Below are 21350 nucleotides of genomic sequence, written 5' to 3'. Positions count from 1 at the left end.
AGCCAGGTCGGGGCACTGTTTTGTTTAACCCCCTTGGGCGCATGAAAGCCAAGCACAACCTGTTTGCGGTGGGGCTCATTACCTCGCTGTTTTTCCTGTGGGGTTTCGCGGTAAACCTGAACCCGGTGCTGATTCCGCACCTGAAAAAGGCCTGCCAGCTCAGCGATGCGCAGTCGGCGTTCATCGACTCGGCGTTTTTCGCGGCCTACTTCCTGCTGGCCATTCCCGCCGGGCTGTTCATGAAGCGCTACGGCTACAAGGGCGGCATCTTGGTAGGCTTGCTGCTGTTTGCGCTGGGGGCTTTCCTGTTTTATCCGGCCGCCGCCACCCGCACCTACGGCCTGTTTCTGGCCGCGCTCTTCATCATTGCCTGCGGCCTCACCTTCCTCGAAACCGCCGCCAACCCCTACATCAGCGTGCTGGGCCCGGCCGACACGGCCCCGCAGCGCCTGAACTTCGCGCAGTCGTTCAACGGGCTGGCCGCTACGCTGGCCCCGCTGCTGGGCGGCGCGCTCATTCTCTCGGGGCAAAGCCTCACGCCGGCGCAGGAAGCCGCTATGGCCCCGGCCCAGCTCACGGCCTACCTCGATGCCGAAGCCGCCACGGTGCAGGGGCCGTACCTGGTCATCGGGCTGGTGGTGCTGGCCGTGGCCGCGGTGCTGTTCTTCACCCGTCTGCCCGACATCGTGGAAGCAGCGCACGAACAAGCCGAAAGCCGCTCGATCTGGAAAGAAAAGAACCTGCTGCTGGGCGTGGGGGCGCAGTTTTTCTACGTGGGCGCGCAGGTCTGCATCAGCAGCTTCTTTATTCGGTTTTCGGGCCGGGTGGCGGGCATCGGCGAGCAGGCGGCCACGCTCTACCTTTCGGGCGCTTTGCTGGGCTTTATGCTGGGGCGGTTTCTGGGCACGCTGCTCATGAAGTTCGTGGCGCCCGCGCGGCTGCTGGCCTGCTACAGTCTGGCCAACGTGCTGCTCATCGGGCTGGCCGTGACGCTGCCGGGCCGGCCGGCGGTGCTGGCCCTGGTGGGCGTGGAGTTTTTCATGTCCATCATGTTTCCCACCATCTTCTCGCTCAGCATCCGCGGCCTGGGGGCCAACACCAAAACCGGCTCCTCGCTGCTCATTATGGCCATTGTGGGCGGGGCGGTGTTTCCGGTACTCATGGGCCAGGTGTCCGACGCCAGCAGCATTCAGCTGGCCTACCTGGTGCCGGGCCTGTGCTTCGTGATGGTGCTGCTCTTCGCGCTGAAAAACCTGGTGGCCAAGCCCCGGCCCGAGCTGGTGGCGGCGCACTAATTCCCCGGCCCGGATTTTCTGAACCTCACTTTTGATTCATGTTTAGTCTGACAGGCAAGCAGGCCGTGATTACCGGCGGCGGCAGCGGCATCGGCCGGGCCATTGCGCGGCTCTTTGCCCGGCAGGGTGCCGCGGTGCACATCATCGAGCTCAGTGCCGAAGCCGGGCAGGCGGCGGCCGACGAAATCGGCCGGGACGGCGGCCGCGCCTGGGTGCACGCCGCCGACGTGAGCCAGCAAGCCCAGGTGGCGGCGGTTTTTCAAGCTATTGGCGCGGTGGATATTCTGGTCAACAACGCCGGCATTGCCCACGTGGGCAGCGTGGAAAACACGGCCGAAGCCGATTTCGACCGCGTGTACCAGGTGAACGTGAAGGGCGCCTACAACTGCCTGCACGCCGCCGTGCCGGGCATGAAGCAGCGCGGCGCGGGCGTCATCCTGAACCTGGCTTCCATTGCCGCGCACGTGGGCATCACCGACCGCTTCGCCTACTCCATGAGCAAGGGCGCCCTCTTCGCCATGACCCTGTCGGTGGCGCGCGACTACCTGCCCCACGGCATCCGCTGCAACAGCATTTCGCCCGCCCGGGTGCACACGCCCTTCGTCGACGGCTTCCTTGCCAAAAACTACGCGGGGCAGGAGCAGGCCATCTTCGAGAAGCTATCCAAAAGCCAGCCCATCGGCCGCATGGGCACCCCCGACGAGGTAGCCGCGCTGGCCCTGTACCTGTGCTCCGACGAGGCCGGCTTCGTCACCGGCTGCGACTACCCCATCGACGGCGGCTTCACCACGCTGAATAATTGATTATTGGTTGATTGCTGATTGTTGGATGTTCAGACGCACCCAAAACAATCAGCAGTCAACAACCAACAACTAACAACCAAAAACCAACAACTAAAGAATGAAACTCATCCGCTTCGGTCCGCCCGACCAGGAAAAACCGGGGGTGCTCCTCGACGGCAACCGCTACGACGTATCGGCGCACGTGCGCGACTACGACGAGCGGTTTTTTGTCCAGGGCGGCCTCGACCAGCTGGCGGAACTGCTGCGCACCCAGGCCGGGCACCTGCCCCAAGTGGCCGACGACGTGCGCCTGGGCAGCCCGGTGGCGCGGCCCAGCAAGATTGTGTGCGTGGGGCTGAACTACGCCGACCACGCCCGCGAAACCGGCGCTACCCCGCCCGCCGAGCCGGTGCTGTTCTTCAAGTCGACCACCGCCATGGTGGGTCCGCACGATGACATCGTGATTCCGCGGGGCTCGGTGAAAACCGACTGGGAAGTGGAGCTGGCGGTGGTCATTGGTAAGCGGGCATCCTACGTCGAAGAGGCCGATGCGGCCCGGTACATTGCCGGCTATGTACTGCACAACGACGTATCGGAGCGCGAGTTTCAGCTCGAGCGCAGCGGTACCTGGGACAAGGGCAAGGGCTGCGACACCTTCGCCCCGCTGGGTCCCTTCCTGGCCACCGCCGACGAAGTGCCCGACGTAAACAACCTGCGCCTGTGGCTGACGCTGAACGGCCGGCCCATGCAGGACGGCAACACCCGCGACTTCATCTTCCGCATTCCCTACCTGGTCAGCTACATCAGCCAGTTCATGACTTTGCTGCCCGGCGACGTGATTTCCACGGGCACGCCCGCCGGCGTGGGCCTGGGCCTGAACCCGCCGGTGTATCTGAAGCCCGGCGACGTGGTGGAGCTGGGCATCGACGGGCTGGGCACCTCGCGGCAAGTGCTGAAAGCCTATGGAGCGCATTGATGCCCACCAGCACTTCTGGCAGTTTGAACCCCGGCGCGACGCCTGGCTAACCGACGAGCTGGCCGCGCTGCGCCGCGACTTCCGGCCCGCCGACCTGGCCCCGCTGCTGCAGGCGCACGGTTTCGACGGCTGCGTGGCCGTGCAGGCCGATCAGTCGGAGCAGGAAACGGCGTTTTTGCTGGAACTGGCCGGGCAGCACGATTTCATTCGGGGCGTGGTGGGTTGGGTGGATCTGCAAGCCGCTGATGTGGCCGCGCGGCTGGACTACTGGCAGCAGTTTGAGCTGCTGAAGGGCTTTCGGCACATTCTGCAGGGCGAGGCCGACCGCGCCCTCATGCTCACGCCCGCTTTCCGGCGCGGCCTGGCGGCGCTATACCGACACGGATTTAGCTACGATTTGCTGATTTTGCCCGACCAGCTGGGCTACGCGGCCGAGCTGGCGGATACTTTCTCTACGCAGCCCTTCGTGCTCGATCATTTGGCCAAGCCTTTCATCAAGGCCGGCGCGCTGGAGCCCTGGCGGCGGCAGCTGCGCGAGTTGGCCGCCCACGAAAACGTGCTGTGCAAGGTGTCGGGGCTGGTGACGGAGGCCGACTGGCAGGGCTGGCAGCCCGCCGACTTCCGGCCCTACCTGGACGCAGCGTTTGAGGCGTTCGGTCCCCGGCGGCTGATGTTCGGCTCGGACTGGCCGGTGTGCCGCGCGGCCGGCGGCTACGGGCGGGCCTATGCTCTGGTGGAAGACTATCTCTGTCCTTTCTCCGCCGACGAGCAGCGCGGGTTCTGGGGCGACAACGCCGCCGCGTTTTACCGGCTATAGAGCGGCACGCCGGCGGCGCGTTGTCGAACGACTTACGGCCCCGGCCACGGGGCGCTTTTCACTACATCAGCAACAATTGAGACGCAAGTATGGGTCTCTACAGCCAACGCATTTGCGCTATGAATCTGGAGCTGCAGGATAAAGTCATCATCGTTTCGGGCGGGGCCAAGGGCATCGGCGAGGGTATTGTGCGCGTGCTGGCCGCCGAAGGGGCTGTTCCGGTCATCATCGGCCGCAACGTGGCGGACAATGAGGCGGTGGTGGCGAGCGTGGCGGCTACGGGCGGGCGGGCCGGGCAGGTGGTGGCCGAGCTGGCCGAGCCGGTGGCCTGCGAGCAAGCCGTGCAGGCAGTTCGGGCGCAGTTCGGGCGCATCGACGGGCTGGTGAACAACGCGGGCGTCAACGACGGGGTGGGGCTGGAGCACGGCTCGTACGCGGGCTTCGTGGCCTCGCTGCACCGCAACGTGGTGCACTACTACCTGCTGGCGCAGCACGCTTTGCCCGAGCTGATTAAAAGCCGGGGCAGCATCGTGAACATCTCCTCGAAGACGGCCGAGACGGGGCAGGGGAATACCTCGGCCTACGCGGCGGCCAACGGCGCGCGCAACGCCCTCACCCGCGAATGGGCGGTGGAGCTGCTCAAGTACGGCATCCGTGTAAACGCCGTGGTAGTAGCCGAGTGCTGGACGCCGCAGTACGAATCGTGGATTCAGACCCTGGCGCACCCCGCGGAGAAGCTGCGCGAAATCACGGCCCGCATTCCGCTGGGCCAGCGCATGACCACGGCCGAGGAAATTGCCAATACCACCGCGTTTCTGCTCTCGGCCCGCAGCAGCCACACCACCGGCCAGATCCTGCACGTCGACGGCGGCTACGTGCACCTGGACCGCTCCCTGGCCAACGCGTGAGTTCAGAACCCGGCGGGGTGATTGTCAGGCAGGGCCGGAACCGTGTCGGGGTGGGGTAGAAGCTTGTCGGACTGGGTCGAAAACGTATCGGAGTGGGTCGGAAGCGTATCGGGGTGGGGCAGAAGGATATCGGAGTGGGGAGGAATGGTATCGGGCAGAGTCGGTTGCGTATCGGGGTGGGCGGAAACGGTATCGGGGCGGGGCGGAAGCGTTTCGGGCCCAGTGGAAACGGGTCAGTGAGCAGGGGCTACCTTACGGCTATGAGCAAGGGATACAGCATCATCATCGGCAGCCCCGTTGATTACGAAGAACTGGTCGCCTACATCGTTATCGGTGGCCGGGAAGTGGCTTTGGTGAGCCAGGAGGAAGGCAAGGATCAGCTGAGAGTAGAGTTCTTCGACGAACCCCGCGTCACAGATCTGCCCTACGAACCCTTCGTAGCAGCTCTGCAGCAGGCTAAGCTGGCGCTACTGCAGTAGCGGGCCGCCACTGCAAGGCGGGCTATTGCAGTACCACCACGAGGCTGCGCGCGCCGTGGGCCCCAATCACCAACGACTGCTCGATGTCGGCCGTTTTCGACGGGCCGGCAATGAACACGCCATAGGCGCCAGGGTGGCCCACTGCGGCGTAGGCCTGGTGCATGGTGGCTACCAGGCGCTGCGCATCAAGTACCAGCACCAGGTGCTGGGTTATCATGGGCAGGGCGCGGTGCAGCATGTGGGCTTCGGGCACCCACACGGCGCCGTTTTCGGCCACGCCCAGCTCGCCGCGCAGCACGGCCAAATCCACCGCTTCCAGCTCGGCAATGGGCGTTTGCGGCGTTACGGCTACCGTGGCCGGCATCAGGTTGGAGGCCAGCCGGCCGGCCCGGGGAAACAGCTGCCGAATCACCTCGGGCAGGGTTTGCCCGGGAGCCTGCCACACCACGCGCCCGCCAATGCCGGTGAGCAGCTCGCTGAAGCGTTCGGCGGAGGCATCGTCGCCGAAATCAGCCACCGGCGGCAGGGGAGTGGGGGCGGGGCGGTTGGCGCGCACGGCCGCCAGAATGGAGTTGCGGGAGGACATGAAAGTGAATGGGTAAATGAGTGAATGGGTGAATTGACGGGGCGCCTGAACGACCATCACTCATTCGCTCATTCGCTCATTCACCGTCTGCTGGTACCAGTCGCGGAAGCTTTGATGGGGCGGCTCGGGCAGCTCGCGGGCTTTGGCCCAGGGGTTGAAGGCGGGGGCGTGGGTGAGGGCATGGGGCAGCAGGCGCAGGCCTTCGCGGGCCAGTTTGCCGCCGGCGCGGTACACCTCGGGGCGAGCCAGCACGCGGCTGAGCAGCTTCATGCCCCACTTCTTGCCGGCCGGCAGCTCGCCCTGCTGGCCGATGAGCTGGCGCCACTTGTAGAGCTGGGTGTGAATGTCGATTTTGACCGGGCACACGTCGGTGCAGGAGCCGCAGAGGGTGCTAGCGAAGGGCAGGGAGCGGTGCTGGTGCAGGTCGATGTTGGGCGAAAGGATGGCGCCGATGGGGCCGGGCACGGTGAAGTCGTAGCTGTGGCCGCCGCTGCGCCGGTACACCGGGCAGGTGTTCATGCAGGCCCCGCAGCGGATGCACTTGAGCGAGTTGCGGAAATCGGGGCGGCCCAGCTGCCGGGTGCGGCCGTTGTCGACGATGACCACGTGCATCTCGCGCCCTTCGGCGGGCCGGGCAAAGTGCGAGGTGTAGGTGGTGACGGGCTGGCCGGTGGCGCTGCGGGCCAGCAGGCGGGTGAACACGCCCAAGTCGGCGGTGCGGGGAATGAGCTTTTCCAGGCCCATGCAGGCAATGTGCACCCGGGCCAGGTTCACGCCCAGGTCGGCATTGCCCTCGTTGGTGCACACCACCACGGCGCCGGTTTCGGCCACCGCGAAGTTGACGCCGGTAATGGCCACCTGGCCGATGAGAAACTTCGCGCGCAAATGCTGGCGGGCCGCTTCGGTGAGGTTCTGCGGGTCTTGCTCGCCCTTGGGAGTGCCCAGGTGCTGGTGAAAGGTTTCGCCCACGTCTTCCTTCTTCAGGTGAATGGCCGGCAGCACCAAATGGCTGGGCGCCTCGCCGCGCAGCTGCACGATTCGCTCGCCCAGGTCGGTGTCGACCACGTCGATGCCGTGCTGGATGAGGTAGGGATTGAGGTGGCACTCCTCGGTGAGCATGGACTTGCTCTTGACGATGCTGGTGGCCCCGGCCTGCTGAATCAGCCCGAGCACGATGCGGTTGTGCTCCTGGGCGTCGGCGGCCCAGTGCACCCGCACGCCGTTGGCCTGGGCCTGGCGCTCAAACTGCTCCAGGTACTCGTCGAGGCGGCTGAGGGTGTGCTCCTTGATGTCGGAGGCGAGCTGGCGCAGCTGCTGAAACTCGGGCAGGGCGTAGGCAGCCCGGTCGCGCTTCTGGCGCACAAACCACAGCGTTTCGTCGTGCCAGGTGGTGCGCTCGGCGTCCTGGGTGAAGGCGGCGGCTCGTTCGGGGTGGCTCATGGCTTGGGGGCGAAGCGGCAGTACCACTCAAAGTCGTACTGCTGCTGTCGTTGCTGATGGTGGGGCGCAGCGGGGTGGTCGTTCAACGATAGTGGTACCACGGCTCTAAAGCCGTAGTACCCCTGCGGGCTAGACCGCGGCCACGGCGCCGGGGGCGAAGGTGGAAACCTGCGTGGGGGCGGCGGCCAGCGCCGCGTGGAAGATTTCGGCGGCGTGCAGCACGCGCATGGGCAGCTGGCGGCGGCGCACAATGCCTTCCAGGTGCATCAGGCACGACATGTCGCCGCCGGTGAGTATTTGGGTGCCGTTGAGCAGGTGGTCCTGCACGCGGTCCTGGCCCATGCGCGCCGACACGGCTTCCTCGCTCACGCAGAAGGTGCCGCCGAAGCCGCAGCACTCGTCGTTGCGCGTGAGCTCGGTTAAGGTCAGCCCGTCGATGGAGCGCAGCAGGCGGCTGAGCTGCCCGTCGCGCACCGGCGTCATTTCCGACTCGTTGGCCTGGTGCAGGCCGCGCTGGCCGTGGCAGCTCAGGTGCAGACCCACCTGGTGCGGAAAGAGGCCCGGCAGCTCCGCGACGCCCAGCACGGTGGTGATGAAGTCGAACAAGTCGTAGGTGGCCTGGCGCACGTGCTGCACGGCGCTGGTTTGCTCCACCACGTCGTAGTGCTTGCGCACGTGGTAGACGCAGCTGCCGGAAGGGGCCACCACGTAGTCGTAGCCCTGGAAGGTGCGCACGAAGTGCTGGTACACCGGCTTGGCGTCCTGCTCGCAGCCGGTGTTGGCCATGGGCTGGCCGCAGCAGGTTTGCTGGCGCGGGAAATCGGCGTGCACGCCCAGCTTGGCTAGTAGCTGGTAGGTCGCAATGCCCACCTGCGGGTAGAACTGATCGACGTAGCAGGGAACGAACAGGGCGACTTTCATTTGGTGGTAGTAAGTATTTGGTATTGGGTAGTGAGTATTGGATAGTGAGATTATCATTAGTGCGTACAGCTTGCCGTGCTTGATACTCACTACTTAATACTTACTACTCAATACTCTCTACGTGAACAGAAGCTGGGTTTTTTTCCAGGCCTCGCCCTGCTCGAGGTGCACCAGGGCGCCCAGGGCCGTGGCCTGGGGAACTTCCAGGGTGCGGATTTCGGCGCGGGGGAAGTTCCAGCTCAGGGTTTGCATGAACAGCGGGTTGCGGGCAAAGCCGCCGTCGACGAAGATGGTTTGCTCGCCCTGCCACACCAGGTGAATGGATTCGAGCAGCAGGTTGATGAGCCCGTGCATGAGGTGCTGGTAGGCGTCGCTGGCGGTGCGGAAACCCGAGATGTTCCACTCTTCGGCGGGCTGCTCGGGGAAGGGGCCGGTGCCCTCCATGCAGCCGGGGCGGAAGTCGGCCGAGGTTTCGTCGTAGGGGCGCGCCAGCACAATGGAGCGGTAGAAGTCGGGCTTCACGTGGAAGTGTTGGGCAATGCGCTCGACCTGGTAGTCGTGCTCGCGGCCCAGAAACACCCGGGCGGCGCGCGTGGCCTGGCCCCGCGGCGTCATGAAGCTCAGGCAGTCGCGGCGCAACAGCTCGGGCGTGAGCGGCTGGCTGTTGAAGGGGTTGATGGTGACCGACCAGGTGCCCGTTGATACCAGCACGAACGGGTCGTCGTGCTCGGCCAGGTAGGGCATCACGGCGGCGGTGCTGTCGTGCAGGCCCACGCCCACCATGATGCCGTCGACCACGGAGGCAATGGAGTCGCGGGTGAGCGGGGCGAGCTTTTCGTCGATGCCCTCGCGGCGCACCCAGTCGTGGTACTGACCGCGGTGGTAGTCCCACAGCCCGGTGTGGCAGCCCACGGAGGTGTAGTCGCTGAACTTCTCGCCCGAAATCAGGTAGGAGAGGTAGTTGGGCAGATGCAGTGAGGTGTGAATGCGGGCGTACTGCTCGGGCTTGGCGTGCTTGAGCCAGTAGAGCTGCAGGCCCGAGTTGAGCATGCCCAGCCGCGGCGAGCAGGTGTCGGCGGCAAACTCGGCGGGCGTCTGGTCGAGCGCGGCGTAGAACTGCTCGACGATGGCCTCGGGCAGGGGCTTGAGGTAGTTGTAGAGCGGCAGGATGGGCTGGCCGTCGGCGCCCAGGTGCACGAAACTGGCTCCGTAGGCGGTGAAGTTGACGCCCTTCACGGTGTAGTGCGGGTGGTGGCGCAGCTTGTGCCAGTTGGTTTGCACCCACTCGGTGAGGCGGGGCAGGTGGTCACAGGGAAAGCCGTCGTCGTCGAGGGCATCGGTGCACACGTGCAGGTGCTCGTCGATGATCTGCCGGTCCTCGTCGAAGAGGATGAGCTTCTTGTTGGTCTTGCCGATGTCGAAGACGGCGTAAATCGACTTTTTCATCGCCTTTTTCATAGACCTGTGGAGAGGCTGAGCTTGCCGCGCTGCCGAATGAGCTGCTCGCGCAGGCCGGCGCGGCGGTAGGCCGCCACGGGCTGCAGCGCGCCGCCGCTCTGCCGGTAGCTTTCGGCCACCAGGGGGCGCACGTCGGTGAGGAAGGCGTCGCGCAGAATTTCCTCGGCCCGGGCCACGTCGTTGGCCTCCTGCGCTTCGTGCAGGGCCGCGCGGTCGACCAGCAGGGCCTTGGCGTAGGCGCCCAGGATGTTGTCGACCGACTGCAGCAAGTCTTCCAGCGGGTCCTTGGTGTTGTGGCTGGCGTCGATCATGTAGGCCACGGCGGCGCTGCTTACCTGGGCATCGTGGGCGGCGTCGACCAGCTCGTTGAAGATCAGGAAAAGCTGGAAGGGCTTGATGCTGCCGGTGGTCAGATCGTCGTCGCCGTACATCGAGCCGTTGAAGTGGAAGCCGCCCAGGCGCCCGAACTGCCGCAGCCGGCCCACAATCTGCTCGATGTTGGTGTTGGGCAAATGGTGGCCCAAGTCCACCAGCACGTTGGCGTTCTGGCCCAGCTGCTGGCACAGCGCGTGCGAGGTGCCCCAGTCGGGAATCACCATGGAGTAGAAGTGCGGCTCGTAGGGCTTGTACTCAATGAGCATCTGCCAGTCGCTGGGCATGGCCTCGTAAATGGCCGCCAACGACTCCTGGGTGCGCAGGTAGGCGCGGCGCAGGTGCTGCTGGCCGGGGAAGTTCGAGCCGTCGGCCAGCCACACCGTGAGGGTTTTGGCCCCCAGCTGCCGGCCGTAGCCGATGCAGTCGACGTTGTGCTGAATGGCCTGCTGGCGCACGCCCGGCTCGGTGTGGCTCAGGGAGCCGAACTTGTAGGAGAAGGGCTGGTCTTTTTGATCCTGGAAGGTGTTGGAGTTCACCGAGTCGATAACCAGGCCGTGGTGGCTGAGCAATTGCTGCAGACCGGGCACATCCTGCGGGATGTCCCAGGGAATGTGCAGGGAAATCGAGTTCGACGAGCGGTTGAGCTGGTGCAGCAAAGCCACGTCGGCAATCTTTTCCTCCAGGTTGCGCGGCTCGCCGCCCAGCGGGTAGCGCCCGAAGCGCGTGCCGCCGGTGCCCAGCGCCCAGCTCGGAATAGCCACCTGAAAGTCGCTCAGCTGCTGCACGATGGCCTGCGCGTCTTGCTGGCGGCGGCTCAGCAGGTCGGCCAGGAAAGAGAATTGAAGCTGATGCTCGGCCAGCAGCGGCTGGTTCAGCTCCGGCAGGGGTAGATCAGATGCCATGCGAGTCGGGAGGGGAAAAAGAGGATAGAAGCCGGCGGGCCGCCCGGGGCCTGCGGTTGCGAAGAGCAAATTAGCCCGGCACCCCGCCCCGAACTGTTCTGAACTCTCCTGCTGGGCGGCGTTTTTTCGGGCCGGGCGGACGGCAAAAAGCCGGCTCTGCTGTGCGCCAAGGCAGCAGAGCCGGCTTGGGCGGCCGGGCCGGCTACAGGGAGCCGCGGCGAATGGTGTAGAAGGGGTTGCGCACCTTCACGCGCTGCTTTTCCAGCAGCAGGGTGGCGGCGGTGCGGCCCATGGCCTCGAAGTCGGTGGTGATGACGGTCATGTTCAGCAGCTCCTTCAGGGGCGTTTCGTTGAAGGAGATGATGCCCACCTCGCGGCCCAGCAGGTAGCTGGTCTGGCGGATTTTCTTGACCAGCTCCACCAGGTCGGTTTCGCGGATGACCACGTAGGCCGTGCCGGCCTGCAGCACCTCGTTCATGGCGTTTTCGACCACGGCAAAGGCCAGGTTGTGGAGCAGGCAGAACGAGCGGAAGCCCCAGGGCAGCTCCTCGGGGTGGTTGGCGTCGCTGGGCAGAATCAGCACCAGGCGGGTATACTTGGCCAGCAGGTCGGCCGCGTTTTCCAGAGCCCCGAAAATGTCCTTGTCGAAGTCCTGAAACACGCGCAGGCAGTCGTGGCGCAGCTCGGGCAAATCCTTGTCGAGCAGCACCAGCTCCTGCGAGGGAATGGTGTTCAGAATGTTCTGGTAGGTGGCCTTGTCGGTGTCGAGGGTGAAGTGCGGCATCACCACGTAGTAGTTGTACTTGCCCAGGTTCTTCTCGATGATTTCCTGGAACAAATGCACGTTGTAGTGGTGAATCTGCAGGTCGACGGTGGCCTGGTCGCCGAGGGTTTCCAGGAAGGCGTAGTAGATGATTTTCTTGTAGGAGCTGAGCTTGTTGAACACCAGCAGGATTTTGAGCTTGGTGCTGTCGTTGGCCTGCACGTAGTAGCCCTTGCCCTGCACCGAGGTAATGAAGCCCCGCTCGCGCAGCTCGCGGTAGGCTTTTTCCACGGTGTCGCGGGCCAGGTAGTACTCCACGCTCAGCTCGCTGATGGAGGGCAGCTGGTCGCCGTTCTTGAGAATGCCCCGCTCGATGTCGGTAATCACCGACTGCACGATCTGCTTGTACTTGGGCGTCTTGTCGAGGGGCTTGAACTGCAGCTTGTACATGCCGGGGGCCGGGGGCAGGGCGGGGGAGTCGCGGCGCACGTCGGCGGGCACGGGCAGGGCCGAGGTTCGGTCGCGGGAAGCAGACTTAATGATCATGGCGGGCGGGGAAAAAAGGTGCCAGCCGCGAAGTCGGCGGAGTCCCTGCCGAAGGGGTGGAGCAGGGCGCCGGGAGCGGCAGCGGTCGGGTTTGCTCCCGTAAAATACCGAATCGTGCCTACTTAGCCCAGAAAAACGGGCGCGGCGGGGCCTAAATATTTCCGGGAACGTTGCCAGAAAACCCGAACTACCGGCTTCGGCGGCTCAAACCCGGCGGGCCCAAAAAAAACCTGGCGAGCCGGTTCCCCGTCGGCTCGCCAGGTTGGCAGAACGTAGACGCGCCCTTGCTCGGGGCTAGCGCACGAAGGCCATGGCCACGCCGCCGTCTACGTTCAGTACGTTGCCCGTCGACTTCGACAGGCTGCCATCGACAAAGACGAGCACGGCCTTGGCAATGTCTTCGGCCAGCACTTCCTCGCCCAGCAGGGTGCGCTTGGCGTAGTGGGCGGGCAGGTCTTCCACCGCCACGCCATAGGCCTTGGCGCGGCCCGCGGCCCAGTCGCCCTCCCAGATTTTGCTGCCGCGCAGCACGGCGTCGGGGTTCACGGTGTTCACTCGCACCTTGTCGGGGCCCAGCTCGGCGGCCAGCAGGCGCGACATGTGCAGCTGCGCGGCCTTGGCCGTGCCGTAGGCCACGTTGTTGGGGCCGGCCACCAGGCCGTTTTTGCTGGCAATGTTCACGATGTCGCCGCCCAGCTGCTGCTGGCGCAGGATTTCCACGCCGGCCTGCGACACCAGAAACTGGCCCTTCACCAGCACGTTGTCGAGCAGATCCCAGTCGGCCTGGGTGGTTTCGGCCAGGGGCTTGGAGATGCTCAGCCCGGCGCAGTTCACCAGGATGTCGACGCCGCCGAACTGCAGGATGGTGGCCCGCAGCGACTCGTGGATGGCCTCGGCCTTGGTCACGTCGATGGCGGCGGTCAGGGCGTTGTCGCGGCCGTACTTCTTGCGCAGCGCGGTCTGGGTTTCCTCCAGCCGGTCGCGGTCGGTAGCTACCACGCAGGCGCCGTGCTGCAGCAGGATTTCGCAGATGGCCAGGCCAATGCCGCCGGTGCCGCCCGTAACGTAGGCCACCTTACCCGACAGGGCCTTGGGCTTGGGCATGCGCTGCAGCTTGGCTTCTTCCAGCAGCCAGTACTCGATGTCGAAGGCTTCCTGTTCGGGCAGGCCGGCGTACTCGCTCACGGCTTCGGCGCCCTTCATCACGTTGATGGCGTTGGTGTAGAACTCGGCGGCCACGCGGGCGGTCTGCTTGTCCTTGGCAAAGGTGAACATGCCCACGCCGGGCCACAGAATCACCACGGGGTTGGCGTCGCGCATGGCCGGGCTGCTGGGGCGCTTGCAGCGCTCATAGTAAGCGGCGTAGTCCTGGCGGTAGGCGGCAAACTGCTCCTGCAGGTACTCCTGCACGGCGGCCAGCGGCTGGCGCATGGCGGCCTCGTCGAGCACCAGCGGGCGAATTTTGGTGCGCAGGAAGTGGTCGGGGCAGCTGGTGCCCTGGCGGGCCAGGCGCGGCAAATCGTGGGAGTTCACAAACTCGAGCACGCGGGCGTCGTCGGTGTAGTGGCCCAGCATGCGGCGCTGGCCCGAGGCCAGGCCGCGCAGCACGGGCATCACGGCCGCGGCCTGCCGGCGGCGCGTGGCCTCGTCGGGGCCGGCGGTCAGCTTCTCGCCGCCGAACACCGGGCGGTTTTTACCGAAGTTGGCCTGCAGGTAGGCGGCGGCCTGCTCAATGACTTCGAGGGTGTTGAGGTAGCATTCGTAGGAGGTTTCGCCCCAGGTAAACAGGCCGTGGCCGCCCAGAATGACGCCGCGCAGGCCCGGGTTGTCCTGCACTACTTTCTCGAGCTGCAGGCCCAGGTCGAAGCCCGGCCGCTGCCAGGGCAGCCAGGCCAGGGTGTCGCCCCAGATGTCGTGCATGATCTGCTCGCCGTTTTTGCTGGCGGCAATGGCAATGAGCGCGTCGGGGTGCAGGTGGTCGATGTGCTTGAAGGGCAGCAGGCCGTGCAGCGGGGTATCAATGGAGGGAGCCGCGCACTTGGGGTCGAACAGGCAGTGGTCGAACAGGGCCACCATCTCGTCTTCGTGCGGCAGGCCGCGGTAGCGGCTTTTGAGCTGGTGCAGTTTTTCTACGTACAGGTTGGCGCAGCCGGCTTTGGTGAGCGTGCCGATGTCGCCGCCCGAGCCTTTCACCCACATCACGGGCACGGGCTGGCCGGTAACCGGGTCGGTTTCCGTAATTTTGACGGACGTGTTGCCGCCGGCGTAATTGGTCAGCCGCAGGTCGGCGCCCAACAGGTTCGAACGGTAAAGGAAAAGGGCTACTTCGTCGCCGCTCAGTTCGAGCGCCTTCGCCTCGTCCCACAGGTAGCTGACGTGCTGGAAGGTTAGCGTTTTTTCCATAATGGGAAGGTCTGTTGAATTGCCAGAACAGTAAAAAGGTGCTTTTCAACAAAGTACGCGGCTGGCGGCGGCGGCAACCTCCTGCACTCTCCTGCTCGCCCGTGAAAAAAATGTTACCCGCGCGGCGCGGGCTTCGCCTTCAGGAGGGCACAGGAGAGTAGGGCGGTAGATATAAGGCAGCTTTGCTTAAAACCACACAACTATGGCAGTACTCTGGGGAGTTATCCTGCACGCCATCGGCGGCTTTGCATCCGGCAGCTTCTACCTGCCCTACAAGAAAGTGAAGGGCTGGGCCTGGGAAAGCTACTGGCTGGTGGGCGGCCTCGTGTCGTGGCTGGTTGCCCCCATTGTGCTGGGTTTGGCCACCGTGCCCGACTTGTTTGCGGTGCTGGCCGAGGCCCCGGGAACCGACCTGGCTTGGGTGTACTTCTGGGGCGTGATGTGGGGCCTGGGCGGGCTCACCTTCGGGCTGGCCATGCGCTATCTGGGCCTCTCGCTGGGCATGGCCGTTACGCTGGGCTTGTGCGCCGTGTTTGGCACCGTGGTGCCGCCGCTCTGGAAAAACGAGTTTGCCCAGCTGCTGGGCACGCCCTCGGGCCGCATGATTCTGCTGGGGCTGGGCGTGTGCGTGCTGGGCATCCTGGTGTGCGGGGTGGCCGGCATGATGAAGGAGAAAACCCTGTCGGCCGAGGAAAAGCAGGCTTCCATTGCCGAGTTCGATTTGCGCAAGGGCCTGCTGGTGGCCGTGTTTTCGGGCATTATGAGCGCCTGCATGTCCTTCGGCCTCGACGCCGGCCAGGGCATTGCCCAGCTGGCCGTGCAGCACGGCGCCGACCCGCTCTACCAGAACAACGCCATCCTGGTGGTGGTGCTGCTGGGCGGCCTCACCAGCAACGGGCTGTGGTGCCTGTACCTGAACTTCAAAAACAACACCTTCTCCGACTACACCAACCTGACGGCCCCGGTGGCGCGCAACATCTTTTTCTGCGCCCTGGCCGGCCTCACCTGGTACCTGCAGTTTTTCTTCTACGGCATGGGCGACACCCAGCTGGGCGAGTACCGCTTTTCGGGCTGGACGTTGCACATGGCCTTCATCATCACCTTCAGCTCTCTGTGGGGCCTGTACCTGCACGAGTGGCGCGGGGCCAACCGCCTCACCATGCGCACCGTCAGCCTGGGCATCCTGGGCGTGGTGCTGTCCACCGTCATCGTGGGCTACGGCAACTACCTGGGCTCCCGCCCCGCCGCCGCCGAAACTTCATCGGCTACCGAGCAGACCGCGCCCCAGGGCACGCAGTTGGCCGAGGCCGGGGTGCACTGACCCGCCCACTTACGACGCTCCCACAACGCCCGCTTCCCGCACCGGAGGCGGGCGTTTTGCTTGCTGGCAGCGGCGGCCTGCGTCCGGGTCGGGAGTGGGCCGGGTGACGCCGGCAATTGTCCGGCGGGAAGTATCTTGCGGATATGTCCGGCCGGAAAGTGGCCGCCAAGCCTGCCTTGAGTCCTTGTTGGCAGCCAGGATGGGCCGCGGGGCCTCTCATGTGCTCACCTGCCCCGGCCCGCGGCGCGGCAGCGGCGAACCGGCAATTGCACTGCGGGCGAGCGGAGAAATTCCGGAAAAGGGGCTGAAGGGTGGTTGAATGGCTACAAACGTTTGGGGCTGGCCACGCAAAAAGATGGGTTATATGAAAAAACGAGTAGGCTCATGCACTTCAGACAGTAGTCTACAGGAGAGTTTGCCCGCTTGGGTCCGATAATTTGGCCTTCACTAAAGCCCCCGGCTGCTGGTCCCAACTCAAACGCTTTCCCTCTGCTCACCATGAAAAACAACTACAACTGGCGCCTACCCCGGCCCGTGATGCTCTTACCGCTGCTGCTCACGCCCGGCCTCGCGGCGGCGGCCCTGCCGGCCATTTCGGTCGTGACTACCGTGGCCGACTGGCAGGTCAGCGGCAAAGTGGTGTCGGAGAAAGGCGAAGGCCTGCCCGGCGTGACGGTGGCCCTGAAGGGCGGCACCCGCGGCGTGACGACCGGCGTCGACGGCAGCTTTACGTTGGCGGTACCCGAGCAGGGGGGCACGCTGGTATTCAGCTTCGTGGGCTTTCAAACCCAGGAGCGCAGCTTCTCGGGCCCGGCTACGTTCTCCATCACGCTGGTGGAAGACACCAAGAGCCTGGGCGAGGTAGTGGTGGTGGGCTACGGCACCCAGAAGAAAGCCGACGTGACCGGCGCCATTGCCCGCATCGACGCCAGCAAGCTGGAGGAGCGGCCCATTCTGCGCGTCGACCAGGCCCTGATCGGGCAGCTGGCGGGCGTGCAGGTGCAGCAGAACACCGGCCTGCCCGGCCGCGGCTTCACGGTGCAGGTGCGCGGCAACGGCTCCATCACGGCCAACAGCCAGCCCCTGTACGTTATCGACGGCTTCCCGCTGGAGGCTACCTCGCCCAACGCCAACGGCAACTACACCTTCGGCAGCCCGCTCGACAACATCAACCCCAACGACATTCAGTCGATTGAGGTGCTGAAGGACGCCGCCGCGGCCGCCATCTACGGCTCGCGCGCCGCCAACGGGGTGGTGCTGGTAACCACCAAGCGCGGCAAGAGCGGCAAGCCGCAGATTGCCTTCAACACCTACGTGGGCATCTCGCAGGCCCAGCGCAAGATGGATCTGCTCACCTCCGAAGAGTGGGTGGAGCGCGCCACCGAGCTGATCAACGGCGCCTGGGTGCGCTCGGCCCCGGGCCGCACCGCCGACCAGGACAACAACACCCGCCGCCAGATTCTGGGCTTGGCCCCGGGCCAGTACAACGAAGCCCTGATGCCCGACGACCGGTGGTTTATTCCCGGCCATCCCGGCCTCGACTACGTGGACTGGCAGGACGAGGTGTTCCGCACCGCCCTCACCCAGAGCTACCAGGTGTCGGCCAGCGGCGCCTCCGACAACGTGAACTACTACGTGTCGGGCAACTTTACCGACCAGGAAGGCATCGTGCTGGGCGTGAACTACAAGCGCTACTCGGCCCGCGCCAACATGGAAGTGAAGGCCTCCGACAAGCTCAAGTTTGGCCTGAACGTGACGCCAACCTACTCGGTGAGCAACGACCCGGGCGTGGAAGGCAAGGACAACATCGTGCAGAAGCTCATCACCACCGCGCCGGTGGTCGAGTCGAGCGCCGGGCTGATGACCAACTACGGCCCCAACGAGCGGTACCTGTGGGCCAACAGCAACAACAGCCCCTACGGCCTGCTCACCGACCGCCAGCAGCAAACCACCATCTTCCGCACCCTGACCTCGGTGTTTGGGGAGTTCGAAGTCATCAAGGATTTGCGCCTGCGCTCCACCCTGAACCTGGACAACACCGACTCGCGCGCCAAGGGCTACACGCCCAACGCCCGCAGCGGCGGCACCGGCGCGGTGGGCACCTTCAGCGGCTACCGCAAGCAGGCCTTCGTGAACGAAAACACGCTGAGCTTTAACCGCGTTATTGCCGACAAGCACGACGTGGCGGCGCTGGCCGGCTACGCCTACAACTTCTACAAAACCGAAACCGACAAGCTGCGCTCTTCGGGCGGCTTCGTGAACAGCGCCGTGACCACCCTCAACGGGGCGCAGAACATCACCGGCACCGGCGACAACGGCACCACCGAGACCCAGAACGTGCTGCTCTCGTACTTCGGCCGCGTGCAGTACGCCTTCGACGGCAAGTACCTGGCCACGGCCAGCGTGCGGCGCGACGGCTCGTCGCGCTTCGGCGAAAACAACAAGTGGGGCGTGTTCCCGGCCGCTTCGGTGGGCTGGCGCATCTCGCGGGAAAATTTCATGCAGGCCGTCACCCCGGTGAGCGAACTGAAGCTGCGCGGCAGCATCGGCTTGTCGGGCAACAACGGCATCGGCGACTACAGCAGCGTGCCCACCCTGGGCATCTACAACTACACCTTCGGCGGGCAGCTGGCCACGGGCCAGGCGCCCAACGTGTCGGCCAACCCCGACCTGAAGTGGGAAAAGTCGCGCACCCTCGACGTGGGCCTGGACTTCGGCTTCCTGAAGAACCGCATCTTTGGCTCGTTCGACTACTACACCAAAACCAGCAAGGACCTGCTGCTGAACCAGCCGGTGCGCAGCGCCTCGGGCTTTGGCTCGCAGCTGGTGAACATCGGCGAGGTGGTCAACCAGGGCTGGGAAGTGGAGCTGAACACGCGCAACCTCACCGGCGGCTTCCAGTGGAACACGGCCATCAACTTCAGCCACAACCGCAACGAGGTGAAGCACCTGGCCGACGGCGACGCCACCATTGAAATCGGCTCGTCGAGCTACGGCGCGCCCACGGCCCTGCTGATGGTGGGCCAGCCCATGTACTCGATCTACGTGGTGAAGCAAACCGGCATCCTCACCCAGGGCGACCTGGACAGCGGCGCGCCCATTATCCAGGGCCAGACCGCCGGCGACCCGAAGTACTACGACGCCAACGGCGACGGCCGCATCAGCGCCGAAGACCGCGTCATCGTGGGCCAGCCCAACCCCAAGTACACCTGGGGCGTGACCAACACCTTCAACTACAAGGGCTTCGATTTGAGCGTGCTGGTGCAGGGCCAGCTTGGCGGCAGCATCTACTCGCTTATCGGCCGCGCCATCGACAACACCAGCATGGGCTACAACTCCAACGTGCTGGGTTTGCAGCGTGACCGGTGGCGCTCGGCCGACAACCCCGGCGCCGGCGAGCGGGGCCAGGCCCGGGCCAACTTCACGCCCCTGCTGAGCTCGTCCTGGCTGTACTCGTCCGACTACTACCGCGTGCGCAACATCACCCTGGGCTACAACCTGGGCAACATCCTGAGCAAGCGCGTGGCCCAGGGCGCCCGCATCTACGTCTCGGCCGAAAACTTCTTTGGCCACGACACCTACCGCGGCGGCTACAACGTGGAGGCGGTGAACTCGGCCAACAGCAGCGACGGATTCTCGCAGGCCACCGACTACGGCGGACTGCCGCTGACCAAGTCGCTGATTGTAGGCCTCAACGTGACGTTCTAAATCAGGTAACAAGTGACCGGTAACCGGTAAAAAATAACGAGTGCTAGGTGACAGGCAGTCTGTCTTCCAACCTGTCACGTGTCACCTCATTACCTGTCACCCCTCCTCCCGACATTCCCATGAAAAAGATATCCTACCTGCTGCTCGCCGCCGCGCTGCTCACCTTCAGCAGCTGCGAAAAGGAGCTCGACCAGTCGCCCATTTCGGCCGGCTCGGTGCCCACCTTCTACCGCACCGCCGAGGACTTCACCCAGGCCCTAAACGCCACCTACGCCCAGCTGCGCAACTACCCCGACCGCGAGCTGACCCTGTCGGAAACGCGCTCCGACAACATCTACGGCGTGAGCACCCAGGGTTTGCGCCCCTGGGAGTCCATCAACAACTTCTCCACCAGCATCGTGGCCAACGACTACGTGGGCGAGGCCTGGAGCGCCAACTACACCGGTATCTTCCGCGCCAACGTTCTGCTCGAGCAGCTGGAGAAAAACGGCGCGGTGCTGCCCGAGGCCGAGCGCGCCCGCATCGGGGCCGAGGCCCGCTTCCTGCGCGCGTTCTACTACTTCAACTTGGTGCGCTACTTCGGCCGCGTGCCGCTGGTCGACAAACCCCTCAGCCCGCAGGACGTCAGCGCCATCGGCCGCAGCTCGGTGGATGAGGTGTACGGCCTGATCGTGGCCGACCTGCAGGCCGCCGGCCAGCAGCTGCCCGAGGTGTACACCGGCACCAACGTGGGCCGGGCCACCAAGTGGGCCGCCAAGGGCTTGCTGGCCCGCGTGTACGTGACCCGCTCGGGCCCCACCTACGGCATCGACGGCCCCGGCCGCGGCAGCAACGATTACGCCGCCGCCTTCGCCCTGTGCGAGGAAATCATCGGCAGCAACCGCTTCCAGTTTCTGCCCAACTACGCCGACATCTTCTCCTACACCAACGAGGGCAACAAGGAGGTGGTGTTCGACATTCAGTACATCAGCGGCGGCGTGGGCCTGGGCGCCAGCTACCCGTCCATCTTGGTCACCAACAACTACTTCAACTCGGTGGTGCCCAACACCTCGGGCTTCGGTACCGGCGACGAGCTGCGCGCGGCCTCCGACAACCTGCTGAACACCTACCCGGCCGGCGACCTGCGCAAAACCCAGGCTCTGCAGGTGGGCTTCACCACCGGCACGGCGGTGGAAACCCGCGCCGCGTTCAAGAAGTACCTCGACGTGGCCAAGCGCGGTACCACCCGCACCGACTGGTCCATCAACTTCATCGTGCTGCGCTACACCGACATCCTGCTGATGAAGGCCGAGTGCATCCTGAAGGGCGGCGGCTCGGGCGACGTGGACGCCATCGTGACCCAGGTGCGCCGGCGCGGCGTGCCCACGGCCCCGGCCGCGGCGGGTATCACCTACGAAGAGCTGATGGAGGAGCGCCGCCGCGAGTTCGTGGGTGAGGGCCTGCGCTGGCACGATCTGGTGCGCTCGGGCAACGCCGTGACCATCATGAACGCCTGGATCAACGCCGACGACACCCGCGGCCGCATCCGCAAGCCCATCACCGCCAACGACCTGCTGTACCCCGTGCCGCAGTCGGAGCTGAGCGCCTCGGCCTACAGCTACCCACAGAACCCGGGCTACTAACCCCCAGCTTTCCATTGCCTGCGCCCGGGGCCGGCTGCTTCCTGCTGA

General features: G+C 65.1%; 16 protein-coding genes. 9 read left to right on the top strand and 7 right to left on the bottom strand.

Annotated features, from left to right (window positions below):
- Positions 1 to 41: 41 nt before the first annotated feature.
- The 6 genes from fucP (at position 42) to ACE191_RS08450 (ending at position 5257) form a co-directional block, all read left to right on the top strand.
- Entirely contained in the window at positions 42 to 1295 is a 1254-nt protein-coding gene (gene fucP, locus ACE191_RS08475; RefSeq protein WP_400191762.1) for an L-fucose:H+ symporter permease, read from the top strand.
- A gap of 38 nt (positions 1296 to 1333) precedes the next feature.
- Positions 1334 to 2098, top strand: coding sequence for an SDR family NAD(P)-dependent oxidoreductase (locus tag ACE191_RS08470; protein ID WP_400191761.1), 765 nt, complete (start codon positions 1334 to 1336; stop codon positions 2096 to 2098).
- 97 nt (positions 2099 to 2195) lie between these two features.
- A complete protein-coding gene (locus tag ACE191_RS08465; RefSeq protein WP_400191760.1) occupies positions 2196 to 3053 on the top strand; it encodes a fumarylacetoacetate hydrolase family protein in 858 nt (285 codons plus the stop codon).
- Positions 3040 to 3870: an amidohydrolase family protein gene (locus tag ACE191_RS08460; protein WP_400191759.1), complete on the top strand. Its 831-nt coding sequence runs from the start codon at positions 3040 to 3042 to the stop codon at positions 3868 to 3870. The genes ACE191_RS08465 and ACE191_RS08460 overlap by 14 nt, the downstream gene beginning before the upstream one ends.
- Positions 3871 to 3989: 119 nt before the next feature.
- Positions 3990 to 4778, top strand: coding sequence for an SDR family oxidoreductase (locus ACE191_RS08455; protein ID WP_400191758.1), 789 nt, complete (start codon positions 3990 to 3992; stop codon positions 4776 to 4778).
- 260 nt (positions 4779 to 5038) lie between these two features.
- Positions 5039 to 5257, top strand: coding sequence for a hypothetical protein (locus tag ACE191_RS08450; protein ID WP_400191757.1), 219 nt, complete (start codon positions 5039 to 5041; stop codon positions 5255 to 5257).
- A gap of 22 nt (positions 5258 to 5279) precedes the next feature.
- Here ACE191_RS08450 and ACE191_RS08445 read toward each other — a convergent pair whose 3' ends face one another.
- The 7 genes from ACE191_RS08445 to ACE191_RS08415 all read right to left on the bottom strand — a co-directional run bounded on the left by ACE191_RS08445 (position 5280) and on the right by ACE191_RS08415 (position 14651).
- The gene (locus ACE191_RS08445) at positions 5280 to 5843 is read right to left on the bottom strand and encodes a lactate utilization protein C (RefSeq protein WP_400191756.1); all 564 of its coding nucleotides are present in this window, start codon (positions 5841 to 5843) and stop codon (positions 5280 to 5282) included.
- Positions 5844 to 5903: 60 nt separating this feature from the next.
- Entirely contained in the window at positions 5904 to 7283 is a 1380-nt protein-coding gene (locus ACE191_RS08440; protein ID WP_400191755.1) for a lactate utilization protein B, read from the bottom strand.
- Positions 7284 to 7412: 129 nt separating this feature from the next.
- Positions 7413 to 8204 (bottom strand): (Fe-S)-binding protein, encoded by a 792-nt coding sequence (locus tag ACE191_RS08435; RefSeq protein ID WP_400191754.1) that lies wholly within the window; start codon positions 8202 to 8204, stop codon positions 7413 to 7415.
- A gap of 117 nt (positions 8205 to 8321) precedes the next feature.
- Positions 8322 to 9662, bottom strand: a complete 1341-nt coding sequence (locus ACE191_RS08430; RefSeq protein ID WP_400191753.1) for an FGGY-family carbohydrate kinase — start codon at positions 9660 to 9662, stop codon at positions 8322 to 8324.
- Entirely contained in the window at positions 9659 to 10939 is a 1281-nt protein-coding gene (locus ACE191_RS08425; RefSeq protein ID WP_400191752.1) for a TIM barrel protein, read from the bottom strand. Before ACE191_RS08425 ends, ACE191_RS08430 begins: the two co-directional genes overlap by 4 nt.
- A gap of 202 nt (positions 10940 to 11141) precedes the next feature.
- Complete coding sequence (locus ACE191_RS08420) at positions 11142 to 12152, bottom strand: GntR family transcriptional regulator (protein WP_400192302.1); 1011 nt, start codon at positions 12150 to 12152, stop codon at positions 11142 to 11144.
- Between the two features lie 390 nt (positions 12153 to 12542).
- Positions 12543 to 14651 (bottom strand): bifunctional aldolase/short-chain dehydrogenase, encoded by a 2109-nt coding sequence (locus tag ACE191_RS08415; protein ID WP_400191751.1) that lies wholly within the window; start codon positions 14649 to 14651, stop codon positions 12543 to 12545.
- Positions 14652 to 14853: 202 nt separating this feature from the next.
- Between ACE191_RS08415 and rhaT the strand changes: the two genes are divergently transcribed.
- From rhaT to ACE191_RS08400, 3 genes are all read left to right on the top strand, one after another.
- On the top strand, positions 14854 to 15972 hold the full coding sequence (rhaT, locus tag ACE191_RS08410) for an L-rhamnose/proton symporter RhaT (RefSeq protein ID WP_400191750.1): 1119 nt from the start codon (positions 14854 to 14856) through the stop codon (positions 15970 to 15972).
- A 498-nt stretch (positions 15973 to 16470) separates the two neighbouring features.
- Entirely contained in the window at positions 16471 to 19680 is a 3210-nt protein-coding gene (locus tag ACE191_RS08405; RefSeq protein WP_400191749.1) for a SusC/RagA family TonB-linked outer membrane protein, read from the top strand.
- A 119-nt stretch (positions 19681 to 19799) separates the two neighbouring features.
- Positions 19800 to 21302, top strand: coding sequence for a RagB/SusD family nutrient uptake outer membrane protein (locus tag ACE191_RS08400; RefSeq protein WP_400191748.1), 1503 nt, complete (start codon positions 19800 to 19802; stop codon positions 21300 to 21302).
- Positions 21303 to 21350: the final 48 nt, after the last annotated feature.

This window comes from Hymenobacter sp. B81, assembly GCF_044628455.1.
GTDB lineage: Bacteria > Bacteroidota > Bacteroidia > Cytophagales > Hymenobacteraceae > Solirubrum.
This window is presented reverse-complemented; position numbering and strand designations above follow the sequence as displayed.

Bases quoted from the DNA above. Each gene is read 5' to 3' on its own strand.
- ACE191_RS08400 (WP_400191748.1), top strand. From the start codon at position 19,800: ATGAAAAAGATATCCTACCTGCTGCTCGCCGCCGCGCTGCTCACCTTC.
- rhaT (WP_400191750.1), top strand. From the start codon at position 14,854: ATGGCAGTACTCTGGGGAGTTATCCTGCACGCCATCGGCGGCTTTGCA.
- ACE191_RS08470 (WP_400191761.1), top strand. From the start codon at position 1,334: ATGTTTAGTCTGACAGGCAAGCAGGCCGTGATTACCGGCGGCGGCAGC.
- ACE191_RS08415 (WP_400191751.1), bottom strand. From the start codon at position 14,651: ATGGAAAAAACGCTAACCTTCCAGCACGTCAGCTACCTGTGGGACGAG.
- ACE191_RS08430 (WP_400191753.1), bottom strand. From the start codon at position 9,662: ATGAAAAAGGCGATGAAAAAGTCGATTTACGCCGTCTTCGACATCGGC.
- ACE191_RS08445 (WP_400191756.1), bottom strand. From the start codon at position 5,843: ATGTCCTCCCGCAACTCCATTCTGGCGGCCGTGCGCGCCAACCGCCCC.
- ACE191_RS08465 (WP_400191760.1), top strand. From the start codon at position 2,196: ATGAAACTCATCCGCTTCGGTCCGCCCGACCAGGAAAAACCGGGGGTG.
- ACE191_RS08435 (WP_400191754.1), bottom strand. From the start codon at position 8,204: ATGAAAGTCGCCCTGTTCGTTCCCTGCTACGTCGATCAGTTCTACCCG.
- ACE191_RS08455 (WP_400191758.1), top strand. From the start codon at position 3,990: ATGAATCTGGAGCTGCAGGATAAAGTCATCATCGTTTCGGGCGGGGCC.
- fucP (WP_400191762.1), top strand. From the start codon at position 42: ATGAAAGCCAAGCACAACCTGTTTGCGGTGGGGCTCATTACCTCGCTG.
- ACE191_RS08420 (WP_400192302.1), bottom strand. From the start codon at position 12,152: ATGTACAAGCTGCAGTTCAAGCCCCTCGACAAGACGCCCAAGTACAAG.
- ACE191_RS08440 (WP_400191755.1), bottom strand. From the start codon at position 7,283: ATGAGCCACCCCGAACGAGCCGCCGCCTTCACCCAGGACGCCGAGCGC.
- ACE191_RS08405 (WP_400191749.1), top strand. From the start codon at position 16,471: ATGAAAAACAACTACAACTGGCGCCTACCCCGGCCCGTGATGCTCTTA.
- ACE191_RS08460 (WP_400191759.1), top strand. From the start codon at position 3,040: ATGGAGCGCATTGATGCCCACCAGCACTTCTGGCAGTTTGAACCCCGG.
- ACE191_RS08450 (WP_400191757.1), top strand. From the start codon at position 5,039: ATGAGCAAGGGATACAGCATCATCATCGGCAGCCCCGTTGATTACGAA.
- ACE191_RS08425 (WP_400191752.1), bottom strand. From the start codon at position 10,939: ATGGCATCTGATCTACCCCTGCCGGAGCTGAACCAGCCGCTGCTGGCC.